A 13,632-nucleotide genomic window follows, 5' to 3' on the forward strand; every position below is an offset into this window, starting at 1 on the left:
TGCCGCGCTCAGCTCGCCGCGTCGTCCAGCAGCCGTGAGCGGATCAGGAAGCGCACACCCTCCGGCGCCTCCAAGGAGAAACCGCTGCCGCGCCCCGGCACCACGTCCACCGTGAGATGCGTATGCGCCCACCGCTCGAACTGCGAGGCCGACATCCAGAAGCCCACCGGCTCCTCGACCCCGTCCACCTCCAGCTCCGCGAGCAGCACATCCGACCCACCCGTACGGAACTCGCCGAGCGGAAAACACATCGGCGCGCTGCCGTCACAGCAGCCGCCCGACTGGTGGAACATCAACGGGCCGTGCTCCGCTCGCAGTTGGCGGATCAGCTCGGCCGCGGCCGGGGTCAGCGCGATACGTTCCATGGGCGATCCCTCTCCGATCATGCTCACCGAGCGGTCAGGGGCCAAGCCCAGGGAACCCCTCGCCACGTTGCGGGAACGTTGCCCGCGCGGCGTCCCGCAACCGGGCCCGTCCGCGACGGGTTCGCCAGCCGAACGACAGGGGCTCACCCCACCGGCTCCACCGGCTCCACCGCCTCGTGCTCTGGTGAGGACGTCGGCGCGCCGGTCCATCGGTGCAGGGCGGCTTCGAGGCCGGTGATGGCGGCGAGGCCGGTGGTGTCGGAGGCCCAGGCAACGACCCCGTCCGGGCGTACCAGCACCCCGGTCGGCGTCGCGTGGCCGTCGGTCACGCTGCTCACCCGCCCGGCCCAGGCCGCGGCGCTGCGGGCGAACGTGCCGTCCGGAGTGCGGTCGAGCAGCAGGAAACCGCCGCCGTGACCGTGGTCGACCAGCCGGGAGCCGTCCCTCAGCCGCAGGTCGGGGACGTGTCGGCCGATCAGCGGATGGTCGCCGGGCAGGTCGACGCGCTGTGTGACCCCGGAGATCTTCTTGACCGCGTAGGTCGCGCCCTCCCGCGTGCTCAGCAGATCGGCGACGACCTCCCGGAGCGCGGCCGACTTGGCGTCCCCGCGCATCACCCCGATCTGCGCCCGCGTCCAGTCCAGCACCCAGGCGCCGAGGGGACGCCGCTCGGTGTCGTAGGTGTCGAGCAGCCCCTCGGGTGCCCATCCGGCGACCACGGCACCGAGCTTCCACCCGAGGTTCATCGCGTCGCCGACCCCGAGGTTGAGCCCCTGACCGCCGAACGGCGAGTGCACATGCGCGGCGTCGCCGGCCAGCAGCACCCGCCCCGACCAATAGGTGGCGGCCTGGCGGGCGTTGTCGGTCCAGCGGGTCGCGGCGCCGCGCAGCGCGGTCAGCGTGACGTCGGTGCCCGAGACCCGGCGCAGACTGGTCTGCACCTCCTCGAGGGTGACCGGCGCCGAGCGGTCGGCGGGAGGGCCGTCGAACTCCACGGTGACCACCCGCCCGGGCTGTGGCCCGTAGCGGTACGCCCCCCGGGTCGACCAAACCCATCCGTCGGCGAGTATCGAAGGGTCGGCGATGTCGGCGACCGCCAGGTGCCCGGTGAGTTCGGGGTCGGTGCCGGGGAAGTCGATGCCCGCGAGACGGCGTACGGCGCTGCGCCCGCCGTCGCACCCGACCAGCCACCCGGTGCGCACCGGGCCGGCGGTGGTGCCGATGAGCACGCCGTCGCCGGTGTCTTCGAGCGAGGTGACCTCCACCCCGCGACACACCGGTATGCCGAGTCGTGCGACATGGCCGGCCAGCAAATCCTCCAGCTCACGCTGCGGCACCAGCCTGCCTCCGTCGACCGCGGTGTGCGCGGCGAGGTCGGGATCGGACCAGTCCACGAGGTCGGCGTCGAGGACCATTCCGGCGAAATGCCCGGTGAACCGCGACCCGGGCGCGCGTCGGCCGCCACCGGGCGGCTGGTCGTCGGCCGTGCGGGCGAACGACCCCACCCGCTCCAGCATCTCCCGCTGCACCTGTTCGGCGGCGCGCAGCAGGCCGCGGCGGTCGAGCGCCTCGGCCGTCGGCACGTTGATCGCCCCCGCCTTCATCGCCTCGCTCGGCTCGGCCAGCCGCTCGAGTATCTGCACCGCCGCCCCGGAGAGCGCCAGCTCCGCGGCGAGCACGAGGCCCACCGGCCCGGCTCCGACCACGGTCACGTCCACGTCCTGGTTCACATTCACTGTCACGAACAGTGTTCTATTCGCGAACGCTGTTCGTGTCAAGCTATGATGGGTCGGGTGAACCCGAGAGAGCGACGCGCGGCACGTCACCAGCCGCCGAACCCCGACGCCGAAGCCGCCCCCAGGCCGCGGCGCCGCAAGGCCCCGATCACCGTGGAGCAGGTCATCGACACCGCGCTGGATGTCGTCGCCACGGAGGGCTACGAGGCGCTGACCATGCGTCGGCTGGCCGGCGCGCTCGATACCGGACCCGCCTCGCTCTACGCCCATGTGGTCAACAAGGCCGACCTCGACGAGCTGCTCATCGGGCGGCTGTGCGCCGAGCTCGTACTGCCCGAGGCCGACCCCGCGGCCTGGCGGGACCAGATCCGCGGCGTATGCGCCCAGATGCGCGACCAGTACCTGAAGTACCCCGGAATCTCCCGCGCCGCGCTCGCCATGGCCCCCACCGACCTCGAGATCGTGCGCGTCGGCGAAGGACTGCTGGCGATCCTGCTCGCCGGTGGCGTCGCCCCGCAGGCCGCGGCCTGGGCCATCGACGCACTCCTGCTGTACGTGGCCGCCTACTGCCTCGAGGTGTCGATCGCGCGCCGGCGATCAACGCAGGATGACGCCGCCTGGGTCCTCGACCGCGCCGAACTGCTGCGCCGGTTCACCGCCCTGCCTGTCGAGACCTTCCCCCACACCACCCGCCACGCCGCCGAGCTCACCGCGGGTGAGGGCCACGACCGGTTCGACTTCACGCTCGCCCTGATGGTCGACGGCCTGGAGCGCCGCTAGCGGTCAGGCGTCCCTCACCGCGACGCTTGACTTTCCTGCAAGGAAAGTAGGACGATGACTTTCCTGATAGGAAAGTGAGGTCCCGTCATGGAGAACACCACTCCTGAGCAGGCCGGCGCCGCACTGGGCGTGGTCGACCGGGCCCAACGCCAGGTGGCCGAGGAAGTCGGCTTGCCCCGCGGCTACTGGTGGGCAATGGCGGCCGGCTGGCTTCTGCTGGGCGTACTCGGCAACGTGCTGCCGCAGTGGCCGGCCGGGATCGCGACCGTGGCCTTTGGCATCGGGCACGGATGGCTCGCCTCCCGCCTGCTCGACGGCCGTCGGCGCACGGATCGGCTGCAGGTGAGCGCCGCGGTCGCCGGCCACCGCATCCCACTGGTCGTGGTCGGCATGCTGCTCGGCCTCATCGGCGCCACTGTCCTCGTGGCGCTCGCGCTGGACGCCGACGGCGCCGCCCACGCCGGCATCTGGGCGGCGGCGCTGATCGCGGCCGTCGTCGGCTTCGGTGGACCGGAAATCCTGCGTGTTCTGCGTCGTTGGGCGCGGGCATGACGAAGGCGCGGTTCGATGAGCTGATCCACCCCAGCACCCGTCTGTCGCTGGTGGCGACACTGGCAGCCGCCGACTGGGCCGAGTTCGCCTTCCTCAAGGACCGGCTGGGGATGTCCGACTCGGCGCTGTCCAAGCAGCTCGCCACCCTCGAAGAGGCCGGGTATGTCGCCACGGAACGACGCCTCAGCGGCAGCCGCCGCAAGGTGCGCGCTCGGCTGACACCCACCGGCCGGGACGCCTTCAACGGCCACGTCGCCGCACTGCGCGAAATCGTCGCCGACGCCGCAAGTCCGGCCGAAGGGCCGGCGACTCGCTCATGACGTGGGCGCCTATCCGCCGATCTCGGGATTGCTCGCCATGATCTCCTCGGCGGTCTGCCACAGGCGGGGCAGGAACCGGGTGACCTCTCCGGCGCGGTGGAGGATGTCTTCGGTCGAGCTGATGCCCAGGTCGTCGACGGCCGCGCGGAACGCGGGGGCGAGAGCGCGGTGCAGCTCGGGGGCGTCCGCGGCCAGGATCGTATGACAGCGGGCGAAGGTCGCGATGATCCAGAAGACGGCTTCGTGGTGGTCGCCGCGGTCGATGAGCTCCTGGCTGCCGTTGATCGCGATCGGCCGTGCGGGCGGGGTGATGTCACTGCTGAAGGGGAACGGGGTCGTCGCGACCTCGGCGGTGGCGTCGAACACTGTGGTGAGTTCACGCAGATGGTCCTGGACGCGCCGGGCGGACAGGTTCCGGCAGCCGAGGAGGTCCAGCAGCTCCGGATAGCGGCCGAGGTGCCCGTAGTCGGTGAGGACCTCACGAGCGGCCAGGTAGCGCAGGCGCACGGTGGGGTTGCGCAGGGCGGCGACCAGAAGCACATGGGCGGTCACACCGGTGGGGAACAGCCAGGACAGCACCTGTTCGTGAAACGGCGCCGAGGCGTCGATCGCCGCGAGCCGGGTTTCGATCCGGCGGCGGGCGTCCTGACATCGGCGGCGAACCCAGGGCCGCGCCGCGAAGCGGCCCGCGACATGTGCCTGCAGTGTGCGCAGGTGCCCGGTGGGATCATCGATGATCGCGTCGGTGCGGAAGCTGCCGGCCAAGTGATAGGAGGCGAGGACGTCGTCGGCGGAGACGAGCTGCGACCAGGGCAGGTAGCTGACTTCCAGCAGCGTGTCGCGGTAACGGAGCTTGCCCGGCTTGGCGGGCGGCGCGTCCGCGGCGGTGATGACGACGATGTCGATATCAGAGGAGGGCGGCAACTCGGCGTCGTCCGGGAGCCCGACCGTTGAGCCGCTGAAATACGCCCCGCGAAAGACCACATCGGAGCGGGCATGCCGGGCAACCCATTCCGCCGCGATGGAACGTCCCGCCCCCAGCTTCACCACGCATCCCCCTGCCGACGAGCGCATGAGCTTCATTGTCCCAGTACGCTGCGGCCGCACCCGGCCAATCAGCCATCGCGCTGATCCACCACCACCCGCGTCCCCAGCGGCACGACCGACGACGGCCTGCCCAACGACGGGCACCGTGGTGTTCCCGCTGCTGAACGCGGCCGCCGGACCGGCGCTTGACCTTACCCCTGAGGGCAAGGTCTAGCGTTGATTGAGGTGAACGGCATGAAGATCAGTGAACTCGCACGTCGGGCCGGTGTGACGACCAAGGCACTGCGCTACTACGAATCGCTGGGGTTGATCACGCCCGAGCGCCTTTCCAACGGCTACCGGAACTACACCGAGGACGATGTGCGCCTTGTGCGTGAGATCAGGACTCTCCACCGGCTGGGAATCCCCGTCGAGCGCACCCGGCCGTTCCTGGAGTGCCTGGCCGCCGGACGCCCGTACGCCGACGACTGCCCGGCCTCGCTGGCGAGCTATCGGGAGGCCATCGACGAGCTCACCGAGCGCATCGAGGCGCTGACCGTCCGCCGCGCGGCGCTGATCGACAACCTCAACGCCGCCGCCCACCGAGGCAGCAGCGTCGGATCACCCGAGGAGACCGGAAGGGGAAGCGATGCGTACCTGACCCTGCCCGCGGACCTGCCCGTTCCCGAGGACGACGGCGCCGCGGATCATCTGCCCGGCACCAAGGTGCCGCGAATCGTCCTGCGGAACACGGCGGACAAGGCGATCCGGCTGGACGCGCTCGGCCCCCGCCGTGCGGTGATCTACATCTACCCCCTCACCGGCCGCCCCGGCACCGACCTGCCCGAGGGCTGGAACTCCATCCCCGGGGCCCGCGGCTGCACCCCCGAGACGTGCGGTTTCCGCGACCACTTCCAGGACCTCCTCGAAGCCGGCGCCGGCCGGGTATTCGGGTTGTCCAGCCAGAACACCGACTACCAGAACGAGGTCGTGGAACGGCTGGGGCTGCCGTTCGACATGCTCTCCGACCCGGCCCTCAGCCTGGCCGACGGCCTCGGTCTGCCCACGTTCGAGGCCGACGGGAGACGGCTGTTCAAGCGGCTCACCCTCATCGTCCGCGACGGAGTGACCGAGCACGCCTTCTATCCGGTCTTCCCGCCGAACGAACACGCCCAACAGGTCCTGACCTGGCTGCACGAGAACCCCCTGTAGGGCCGGGCGCGAGCACCCGAGCCTTATCCGATACCCGCGCCGGATCCCCGCATCACAGCACCCACGACCGCCCCAGCTATCACCATTCGCGCGAAAGGCTGACCATGTACGTCCCCAAACACTTCGTTCCCGACGAGGTCGCGGTCCGTGACCTGCTGACCAACCACGGCGCGTCCGACCTGATCACTCTGACCCCGCAGGGTCTGATGGCCACCCTGCTGCCCTTCGAGTACGACCCGGACGCCGGGGAGAACGGGGCTCTCATCGGGCACATGGCGCGCGCCAACGACCAGTGGTGGGAGCCGGTCCAGGGCGAGGCCATGGTGATCGTCCGCGGGCCCGAGGCGTACGTGACGCCGTCGTGGTACCCGACCAAGGCCGAGCACCACCGCGTGGTGCCGACCTGGAAGTACATGATCGCGCATGTGTACGGGCAGTTCGTCGTGCACGACGACCCGGTCTGGATCGAGGCGCAGATCCGCCGTCTGACCGACCGGCATGAAGCCGACTTCGCCGAGCCCTGGTCCGTCGACCAGGCCCCGGCGAAGTTCGTCGAGCGGCAGCTGCGCGCCGTCGTCGGTGTCGAGGTGGTCATCAGCCGTATCGAGGCCAAGTTCAAGCTCAGCCAGAACCAGCCGCGGGAGAACGTCGAGGGCGTCATCTCGGGCCTCGAAGCCCGCGGCCAGGCCGACGACGGCGCGGTCGCCGCGGCGATGCGTGCCCACAACCCGCACTCCGCCACCTCCTGACCACCGCCGCACGACGGCTTGTGCCGCCACGTCCACGACACCCTGTGGGAAGGCACGCCCGAACACGCCTCCACCCGCAGGACTGCTGCGGCCCGGAGGGCCTGCTCAAGGCCGTCGAGCAACGCTGCGCCGCCTGGCGATCATTGACGCGGTACGCGCCCCCCTCTGCGGCTGAGAATTGACCCCGCGCACGAGAATTACGCGTCGACCGCACGACAATCAGGTCCACGTCACGTCGCCTAGCAGTGGAACGGAAACATGCACACATCGGCACAGCGTTCCGCCCTCACCCGCCGTCGGCCGGGAGGGCGCGGTTCGGCGCTCACTCTCACCGCGCTGATGTTGTCAGCCGGAGTCCTCACCACCGCGTGCGGCGCCGATGGAGGTGACTCCAGCGCTGCCACGGCACCGCCCTCAAGGGCCTTGAATGCCACGGAATCACCTTCCTCCTCGGGCACTCCCGACCCTTCCGCATCAGCGGCAGCAAGCTCCCCCACTCCTCAGACGGCTATGCAGAGAGCTCAAGAGGAGGCAGGCAGAGAACGGGCCGCGGCGGCTCCAAGCGGGGTTCCCGTCACGCCGGGGGAGGCCAGGGAGGGGGAGCACTTCAGGCATCCTGTGGTGACCCAGGGGGATGTGACGGTCTTCGAGCCCGTTCGCAGCGGATCCGCTTTAACGGTGCCGATAAAGATCACCAACCGTGGTGATCAACGTGCCTTCTACGAAGTCGCCGTCCGCGTTAGCGGCGATCATGGATTTGATGCGACGGTTCGCATGAAGAGCGAAGCGGTCGGCTTGTATCCCGGGACTTCGTGGCCCGCCGAACTCATCGCACGGGACTCTGGGAGCCCGGTCCCGGAGAACCCCCAGGTGACCATCGTGAAGAGCACGAAGTCAAAGCACACCCGCTGATATCGAGGCGATTCCCACGTAGATGAGGCGAGAAGTCCGCAGTCAGTTGAGGTCCATGGGCCCGAGGCGGCGGTTGGGGGTACGGGCGATGCCGAAGCGGCCGGGGTCGAACCGGTTTGTGTCAGGCGGTGGACTGGCCGAGAGCCAGCATCAAGATCAGCAGCATCACCAGTGCCCCCAGCCCGATGCCGCCCACGCGGGCGCCACCTCGCGGATGGAACATCCCCATGACGGTCCCCAGCGTCGCGAACGGCACCGCGTACCGTGTGATGGCTATCAGGGCATCGCCGAAACGCTGCGGGCCCCGGACACCGTCCGGGCAGGAACCGCAAGCGATGGCGAGGAGAGGCCCCACCAGCCCCACGAAGAGTCCGAGGACCAGCACTCCCACCGCGAGGACGATCAGCCCTGCCCAGCCGGCAGCGGTGCGCCGACGAGGGGCGCCGCGGCGGTCCGGCCCGGCCGCACCATCAGAAGCAGTGCCGGTGTTCTCCATGCGTGGGACGCTACGGAACCGGCCAACCCGCCGGTATCCGCTGCCGTACTCATCTCAAGGCCATTACCCCTCAGGTACGGCACCACAGGTCGCGAAGGGTGCTCTCCGCGCAAGCGGCGACAGCGGTCGGCCGGACGATGCTCAGTCAGAGTCAGGAGACGATGGGCGGCATGACACATGCTCAGGCTCCCTTCGGCCGGTGGGATCCCTCTCCCTTGACGGAAGTTGTCGCGCGTTTCTCCGATCTGGAAGCTGGTTGGTGGGTAGCCGGGGGACTGGCGATCGAACTCGCGGTGGGCCGTCCGATCCGAAGCCATGGCGACATCGATGTTCTCCTGCTTCGACAGGACCAGCTCATGGCCCAGCAGGTTCTGGCGGGCTGGCAATGGTGGTGCGCCGATCCGCCGGGGAGCCTGCGTCCATGGATGCCGGACGAGGTCCTGCCTCTCGGCGTTCACGACATCTGGTGCCGACCTGGACCGGATGATCCTTGGCGCATCCAGGTCATGCTCGATGAGTCCTGCGGTCACGAATGGGTGTCACGGCGTGACTCCCGAGTGCGCAGGCCGATCAGCGCACTGGGGATGACTTCGGCCGCCGGTACTCCCTTTCTGGCCCCGGACGTGCAGCTCTACTACAAGGCCAACGCACCACGGCCCAAGGACGAAGAGGACTTCGACGCGGCACTGCCGTTGCTGACGGAACAGCAACGGCGATGGCTCGCCGACGCGATCACCAAGTCGTACGGACCTCACCCTTGGAGCAAGCGCTTGGAGGCGTGACCCCGAGGCCGGTACGGCCGGTGCCTGCCGGGAAGGCTCGCAGACCCGTGCGGCAGCGTGCTCACCTGGCGCGTAGCCCCCGGTCGGCGAAGGCGATCAGCCACTCGAAGCTCTCGTCGATGTCGGTGCTCCACTGGAAGCCGCCCGCCGACTGCAAGGTGGCGAAGCCGTGGCAGAGGCTGCGGAGCATGCGCAGGGCGTGGTTCACGTCGGACTCCGCGATGTCGTAGCCGCGCAGGACCGCCGTGAACGCGTCGAGCAGCCGCTGACTCGCGGTGGCCAGTGGGTCGTCCGGGCCGGAGGGTTCCAGGCCGATGGTCGCGGCGTACCGGCCGGGGTGCTCCAGGACGAAGGCGCGGAAGGCGCGCGCCGCGGCCGCCAGGGCGTCGCGGCCCGCGTACCCCTGGACCGCGCCGCCCACGGCGTCGGCGGCCTCGCTCAGCGCCAGGGCCGCGATGCGCCGGTTGAGGTCTTCCTGGCCGCCCACGTGCTTGTACAGGGACGGGGTGCGCACGCCGACCCGCTCGGCCAGCAGACCCATCGTCAGGCCGGCGAGGCCCACCTCGTCGGCGAGGGCGGCCCCGGCCGCGACCACGGCCGTCGGGTCCAGGCCGGCCCTAGGCATGAGCGGCGTCCGAGCGGAGGAAACCGAGCATCAGCGAAACCACCTGGTCGGGGAACTGGTTGTGCGGGTAGTGCCCCGCGCCCTCGATCATCTCAAGGTGACCGAGGCCGGACGGCAGGGCCTCGACGATCGCCGAACCCTCGGCGTGCGGGTCGGCCCAGTCGGGGTCGAGTGTGCCCATCACGACCAGGACCGGGCAGCGGACGTTGCCGAGCTGTGCGCCGGCGTCGGTCGGGGCGCTGCGGCCCATGCCCCGCAGGGCCTTCATCCGGCCCGGCTCGCGCAGCAGGGAGTCGATGCGGCCGAGCCGCTCGGCCCAGGCGGCCGGCTTCACGCCGGGGTAGGCCACGTCGAGGTACGAGCGCCAGAGCGGCACACTGCCGAACACGCCCGCGCCGAGCAGCCGCAGCATGCCCTGCCGGAAGCGCTTGACCCGCAGGTCGCCGAGGCGGATCGACTGCTTGCGGGTGAACGGCGCCAACTCGACCACCGCGGTGATCAGCGAGGGCTCCCGCGCCGCGGCGATGGTGGCGGCGCCGCCGGAGATCGAGTGGCCGACGAGCAGGGCCGGGCCGCCCAGGTGGCGGATCACGGCCAGCAGGTCGCCGGCGATGGCGGTGCGGCTCCAGGCCGGCCGGCCGACGCCGGACTCGCCGCAGCCGCGCAGATCGACCGCGGCGACCCGATAGCCCGCCGCCACCAGGGGCGGGATCACGGCTCGGTACGCGGCGCGGCTGTCGCCCATGCCGTGGGCGAGAACGATCAGCGGGCCGGACCCCGCCACCTCATAAGCAATCGTGCCGCCGTCGACGGCAAGGTACTCGGTCATGACATCCCTCAGCTTTGGCTAACTGCTTTAGCTAAAAGCTAATCAAGTTAGCCGAGTCTGTCAACGACAAACTCCCCGGCACGGCCAGGGGCGGGTGCCGCCGACGCCGCGGAAGGCGTCACTCGGGGTCGGCGGCGAATTGATCGGTGCCCAGCACGGTGAGCAGGGCGAGCTTCTCGTGGCTTTCGGTGCCCGGAGTGGCGGTGAAGATGAGAAGCGACTGGCCCTGGTCCGGCTCGAGCAGGAGCTGGCAGTAGAGGTCCAGCCGTCCGACCCGGGGATGGACGAAACGTTTGGTGTCGCTCCACCGCAGGCCCACCTCGTGGCGATCCCACAGCCGGGCGAACTCCTCGCTGGTGCCCCGCAGGGCGTCGGCCAGGTCGGCCGCGTGGGAGCCGGATCCGTCGCGGGTGACAGCCGCGCGCAGCAGCGCGACGTTGACCCGGCTGTTCGTGCTGTGCTCCGCCGGGTCGTATCGCTCACGGGCGGCCGGATCGGTGAACCAGCGGTACGTCGCGCTACGGGCGTTGCCGGTGTACTGGGTCTGGTCGCCGAGCAGCGCCACCGCGGACGGCGTCTGGAGCAACGTCTCGCCCAGCGGACCCATGACCTGTGCGGTGTTGTCGGCCAGGCCGTCCATGACCCGCATCAGCCCGGGGCGCCTCGGCACCATGGGCATGACCGCGATGTACGGCAGCCCGGAAGAGGCGGAGGCGATCAGGACCGTTCACCGGGCGGTCGAGCTGGGCGTCACGATGTTCGACACCGCGGACATGTACGGGCCGTTCAGCGGAGAGGAACTGCTCGGACGGGCGCTGAAGGGCTGCCCTGACGAACTGATCGTGGCGACGAAGGGCGGTGGCGTCACTCTCGACGAGACCGGGAAGATCGTCGGCGGCCCCAACGGGCGCCCCGACTACCTGAGGGCGTGCGTGGAAGGCTCGTTACGCCGGCTGGGCACCGATCACATCGACCTGTTCTACCTGCATCGGGTCGACCCGGGTGTGCCTCTCGAGGAGTCATTCGGCGCCCTCGCCGATCTGGTGACGGAGGGAAAGCTGCGGTACCTCGGGATCAGCGAGGCGTCCCCGGCGAATATCCGGGCGGCGCACACAGTGGCCCCGCTGTCGGCGGTACAGACCGAATACTCCTTGTTCAGCCGCAACGTCGAAGTCAACGGCGTGCTCGACACGGTCCGTGAACTGGGAATCGGCTTCGTCGCGTACGCGCCGCTCGGCCGCGGCTTCCTCACCGGGGCCGTGCGATCGGTGCGGGACCTGCCGGCCCACGACTTCCGTCGCACCGCGCCGCGCTTCGCGGACGCGAACCTGGAACAGAACCTGTCGCTTCTCGACCGGATCGTCGCGACGGCGGACAACCTCGGCGTGACGACCGGTCAACTCGCGCTCGCCTGGGTGCTCGCCCAGGACGGCGTCACGGCTGTCCCCGGAACGAAGCGGCGTACCTGGCTCGAGCAGAACGTCGCCGCCGCGGCCATCGAACTCGACCCCGCGACCCTCGCCGGGCTGAGCGCCGCGATCCCGGTGGGAGCCGCGGCAGGCGACCGCTACGCCCCGATGGGCATGGCCTCCATCCAGGAGTGATCGCGGCACCGGCGCCGGGCGCCTGACGGGCATCTATCCTGGTCAGGCGCCCTTCTTCGGTGTCCGGAAGAAGCCGAGCCGCTTCGGGGCGTACGGTCACCAGAGGCCCTTTTCGGTCTGCTGGTGACGGCTGCCGCGGAAGATCGCCTCAGGCGAGGAGGGTCCACCTGCCGGTGTGCTCTCCCTTGGTCTGCAGGAGCGAGTCCATCTGGTACGTCACGGCCGTGATCTTCGCGTCGGCCTGGACGTTGTTGCCCGTGGCACCCATGCCGGCCAGGCCCTCCAGCGAGAGGGTGTCACCGACCTTGGCGCTACTGGGCGTTGTGCCGCTGGGCGCGGCGCCCGGCGTCTGCTGACCGCCGGACGTCGTGGCGCCGCTGGAACCGGCGCTCTTCGTGGCCGCGGCCTTGTCGCTGTCCCCGTCCGAACCCCCGCACGCCACAAGGGCGGCGGCGAGCACGACGGCTGCGGCGGCGGACGTGATGGAGCGGTGCATGGAATTCCCCCGAAGTTGCCAGTGAGGCTTTTCCAACCTGGCCGGGGCCGGGCTGCGTTGGCGTGAGGCGGGTGTGAGGAGAGGCGCTTCGGTGATCGAGGCTGCGGGCCGTAGCTTCAGGTGCTATGTGATGGGGCTGCGTAGCCATCCATTGTGTTCAGCGCATCGTCGGGCGGTGGCGAGGACGCTCGCAATGGCGGGCGACGGATCCTTCGCGGGCCACAGCACCGAGAGTTCTGCCACGATCGACGGATCGACGACATCGCGACGAATGATGCTGGTGTTGGCCTTCGCGGCGTGCTCAGCGAACGATGTAGGGGCCAAGCCGACATCGCCTCCGCTGGAGAGCCGGGCGAGCATGGCGTTTACCGGCGGTTCCTCGAACGCGCAAATCTTAGGTGAGAAGCCTGCTTCGTGGCACGCGGCGACGATGCCGTCGTAGTACGCCGGTGCGAGACGGCGAGGGAACAGCTGCAGCGTCTCGTCGCGGAGGACCGTCACCGGGATCGTCGGTGCGGCAGCGAGGCGGTGGCGAGTGCTGAGGAGCGCGGAAACGGACTCTTCACGGAGAATCTCGCCACCTACCCCGTCGAGCGGCTGCGGTGAGAGGGCGAGACCGATGTCCAGGTCGCCGGCACAGAGCCGTTCGGGAATCTCGGCGCTGAAGAACTCTCGAGGGTCGACCGTGAAGTCGGGGTGGTCTTCCTGGAGAGCATCCAGAAGCACCGTGAGCGTGTCGAAGCTCGTGACCGGCGTATAGCCCAACCGAATCGTCGTCGCGATCCCTGACCCGGCCCGCCGGGTGAGCTGCACGGCTTGCTCCAGCGCAGCTAACGCTATCGGTGCCTCGTGAAGCAGCGTCCGGCCCGCCGCGGTGAGCTGCACCCGACGGCTCGAACGCACAAAGAGCGGGGTTTCGAGGGTCTCCTCAAGCTTGCGGATCTGATGACTCAGGGACGGCTGGGAGATGTAGAGACGCATGGCTGCGCGGCCGAAGTGGAGTTCCTCGGCTACGGCCATGAAGTAGCGGAGGACGCGGGGGCTGACATCCATAGACGAATCCTATTGCCCGGCGTCCGGACAAGTCTTGGACGCCCGCCGGATGGCCGCCGTAGCGTCGTTTCACGCCACTGGAGACGTTCCCACCT

17 protein-coding genes are annotated in these 13,632 nt (G+C 69.8%); 8 read left to right on the forward strand and 9 right to left on the reverse strand.

Translation table 11 applies throughout. The features are described 5' to 3' along the window. Positions 1–8: 8 nt before the first annotated feature. Together CGL27_RS39600 and CGL27_RS39605 are read right to left on the reverse strand one after the other, a co-directional pair. Positions 9–365, reverse strand: a complete 357-nt coding sequence (locus CGL27_RS39600) for a DUF779 domain-containing protein (protein ID WP_119992391.1) — start codon at positions 363–365, stop codon at positions 9–11. Between the two features lie 143 nt (positions 366–508). Continuing rightward, positions 509–2,107 carry an FAD-dependent monooxygenase gene (locus CGL27_RS39605; protein ID WP_240450799.1) on the reverse strand — a complete coding sequence of 533 codons (1,599 nt, stop codon included), beginning with the start codon at positions 2,105–2,107 and terminating at the stop codon, positions 509–511. A 51-nt stretch (positions 2,108–2,158) separates the two neighbouring features. Between CGL27_RS39605 and CGL27_RS39610 the strand changes: the two genes are divergently transcribed. The 3 genes from CGL27_RS39610 (at position 2,159) to CGL27_RS39620 (ending at position 3,753) form a co-directional block, all read left to right on the forward strand. After that, the gene (locus tag CGL27_RS39610) at positions 2,159–2,881 is read left to right on the forward strand and encodes a TetR/AcrR family transcriptional regulator C-terminal domain-containing protein (RefSeq protein WP_078647210.1); all 723 of its coding nucleotides are present in this window, start codon (positions 2,159–2,161) and stop codon (positions 2,879–2,881) included. 87 nt (positions 2,882–2,968) lie between these two features. After that, complete coding sequence (locus CGL27_RS39615) at positions 2,969–3,433, forward strand: hypothetical protein (RefSeq protein WP_119992392.1); 465 nt, start codon at positions 2,969–2,971, stop codon at positions 3,431–3,433. Then, a complete protein-coding gene (locus CGL27_RS39620) occupies positions 3,430–3,753 on the forward strand; it encodes a transcriptional regulator (protein WP_078639757.1) in 324 nt (107 codons plus the stop codon). The genes CGL27_RS39615 and CGL27_RS39620 overlap by 4 nt, the downstream gene beginning before the upstream one ends. Before the next feature lie 9 nt (positions 3,754–3,762). On the opposite strand, the gene CGL27_RS39625 is transcribed toward CGL27_RS39620, so the two are convergent. After that, entirely contained in the window at positions 3,763–4,827 is a 1,065-nt protein-coding gene (locus tag CGL27_RS39625) for a hypothetical protein (RefSeq protein ID WP_240450800.1), read from the reverse strand. 207 nt (positions 4,828–5,034) lie between these two features. Here CGL27_RS39625 and CGL27_RS39630 point away from each other — a divergent pair, with 207 nt between their 5' ends. The 3 genes from CGL27_RS39630 to CGL27_RS50445 all read left to right on the forward strand — a co-directional run bounded on the left by CGL27_RS39630 (position 5,035) and on the right by CGL27_RS50445 (position 7,652). Then, the gene (locus tag CGL27_RS39630; RefSeq protein ID WP_119992393.1) at positions 5,035–5,991 is read left to right on the forward strand and encodes a MerR family transcriptional regulator; all 957 of its coding nucleotides are present in this window, start codon (positions 5,035–5,037) and stop codon (positions 5,989–5,991) included. Positions 5,992–6,095: 104 nt separating this feature from the next. Next, positions 6,096–6,740, forward strand: a complete 645-nt coding sequence (locus CGL27_RS39635; protein ID WP_119992394.1) for an FMN-binding negative transcriptional regulator — start codon at positions 6,096–6,098, stop codon at positions 6,738–6,740. Between the two features lie 636 nt (positions 6,741–7,376). Next, positions 7,377–7,652: a hypothetical protein gene (locus tag CGL27_RS50445; protein ID WP_162953174.1), complete on the forward strand. Its 276-nt coding sequence runs from the start codon at positions 7,377–7,379 to the stop codon at positions 7,650–7,652. A gap of 121 nt (positions 7,653–7,773) precedes the next feature. On the opposite strand, the gene CGL27_RS39640 is transcribed toward CGL27_RS50445, so the two are convergent. Next, on the reverse strand, positions 7,774–8,148 hold the full coding sequence (locus CGL27_RS39640) for a hypothetical protein (RefSeq protein ID WP_162953175.1): 375 nt from the start codon (positions 8,146–8,148) through the stop codon (positions 7,774–7,776). Between the two features lie 170 nt (positions 8,149–8,318). Here CGL27_RS39640 and CGL27_RS39645 point away from each other — a divergent pair, with 170 nt between their 5' ends. Beyond that, a complete protein-coding gene (locus tag CGL27_RS39645; protein WP_119994775.1) occupies positions 8,319–8,930 on the forward strand; it encodes an amino acid transporter in 612 nt (203 codons plus the stop codon). Between the two features lie 61 nt (positions 8,931–8,991). On the opposite strand, the gene CGL27_RS39650 is transcribed toward CGL27_RS39645, so the two are convergent. From CGL27_RS39650 to CGL27_RS39660, 3 genes are all read right to left on the reverse strand, one after another. Then, entirely contained in the window at positions 8,992–9,525 is a 534-nt protein-coding gene (locus CGL27_RS39650) for a TetR/AcrR family transcriptional regulator (protein ID WP_119992396.1), read from the reverse strand. A 22-nt stretch (positions 9,526–9,547) separates the two neighbouring features. Then, positions 9,548–10,384: an alpha/beta hydrolase gene (locus CGL27_RS39655; protein ID WP_119992397.1), complete on the reverse strand. Its 837-nt coding sequence runs from the start codon at positions 10,382–10,384 to the stop codon at positions 9,548–9,550. A 118-nt stretch (positions 10,385–10,502) separates the two neighbouring features. Next, positions 10,503–11,033, reverse strand: coding sequence for an XRE family transcriptional regulator (locus CGL27_RS39660; protein ID WP_240450801.1), 531 nt, complete (start codon positions 11,031–11,033; stop codon positions 10,503–10,505). Here CGL27_RS39660 and CGL27_RS39665 point away from each other — a divergent pair. Continuing rightward, positions 11,023–11,988, forward strand: a complete 966-nt coding sequence (locus CGL27_RS39665) for an aldo/keto reductase (RefSeq protein ID WP_119994776.1) — start codon at positions 11,023–11,025, stop codon at positions 11,986–11,988. The genes CGL27_RS39660 and CGL27_RS39665 overlap by 11 nt on opposite strands. 148 nt (positions 11,989–12,136) lie before the next feature. On the opposite strand, the gene CGL27_RS39670 is transcribed toward CGL27_RS39665, so the two are convergent. Continuing rightward, the gene (locus CGL27_RS39670; RefSeq protein ID WP_119992398.1) at positions 12,137–12,484 is read right to left on the reverse strand and encodes a hypothetical protein; all 348 of its coding nucleotides are present in this window, start codon (positions 12,482–12,484) and stop codon (positions 12,137–12,139) included. A gap of 123 nt (positions 12,485–12,607) precedes the next feature. Then, the gene (locus CGL27_RS39675) at positions 12,608–13,537 is read right to left on the reverse strand and encodes a LysR substrate-binding domain-containing protein (RefSeq protein ID WP_119992399.1); all 930 of its coding nucleotides are present in this window, start codon (positions 13,535–13,537) and stop codon (positions 12,608–12,610) included. Between the last annotated feature and the right edge of the window lie 95 nt (positions 13,538–13,632).

The organism is Streptomyces sp. 11-1-2 (genome assembly GCF_003595545.1).
Taxonomy (GTDB): domain Bacteria; phylum Actinomycetota; class Actinomycetes; order Streptomycetales; family Streptomycetaceae; genus Streptomyces; species Streptomyces hygroscopicus_B.

Excerpts from the sequence above, each read along its gene's own strand:
- CGL27_RS39675 (WP_119992399.1), bottom strand. The coding sequence starts at position 13,537 with ATGGATGTCAGCCCCCGCGTCCTCCGCTACTTCATGGCCGTAGCCGAG.
- CGL27_RS39670 (WP_119992398.1), bottom strand. The coding sequence starts at position 12,484 with ATGCACCGCTCCATCACGTCCGCCGCCGCAGCCGTCGTGCTCGCCGCC.
- CGL27_RS39655 (WP_119992397.1), bottom strand. The coding sequence starts at position 10,384 with ATGACCGAGTACCTTGCCGTCGACGGCGGCACGATTGCTTATGAGGTG.
- CGL27_RS39640 (WP_162953175.1), bottom strand. The coding sequence starts at position 8,148 with ATGGAGAACACCGGCACTGCTTCTGATGGTGCGGCCGGGCCGGACCGC.
- CGL27_RS39620 (WP_078639757.1), top strand. The coding sequence starts at position 3,430 with ATGACGAAGGCGCGGTTCGATGAGCTGATCCACCCCAGCACCCGTCTG.
- CGL27_RS39615 (WP_119992392.1), top strand. The coding sequence starts at position 2,969 with ATGGAGAACACCACTCCTGAGCAGGCCGGCGCCGCACTGGGCGTGGTC.
- CGL27_RS39635 (WP_119992394.1), top strand. The coding sequence starts at position 6,096 with ATGTACGTCCCCAAACACTTCGTTCCCGACGAGGTCGCGGTCCGTGAC.
- CGL27_RS39660 (WP_240450801.1), bottom strand. The coding sequence starts at position 11,033 with ATGCGGGTCATGGACGGCCTGGCCGACAACACCGCACAGGTCATGGGT.
- CGL27_RS39665 (WP_119994776.1), top strand. The coding sequence starts at position 11,023 with ATGACCCGCATCAGCCCGGGGCGCCTCGGCACCATGGGCATGACCGCG.
- CGL27_RS39630 (WP_119992393.1), top strand. The coding sequence starts at position 5,035 with ATGAAGATCAGTGAACTCGCACGTCGGGCCGGTGTGACGACCAAGGCA.
- CGL27_RS39625 (WP_240450800.1), bottom strand. The coding sequence starts at position 4,827 with ATGCGCTCGTCGGCAGGGGGATGCGTGGTGAAGCTGGGGGCGGGACGT.
- CGL27_RS39645 (WP_119994775.1), top strand. The coding sequence starts at position 8,319 with ATGACACATGCTCAGGCTCCCTTCGGCCGGTGGGATCCCTCTCCCTTG.
- CGL27_RS39600 (WP_119992391.1), bottom strand. The coding sequence starts at position 365 with ATGGAACGTATCGCGCTGACCCCGGCCGCGGCCGAGCTGATCCGCCAA.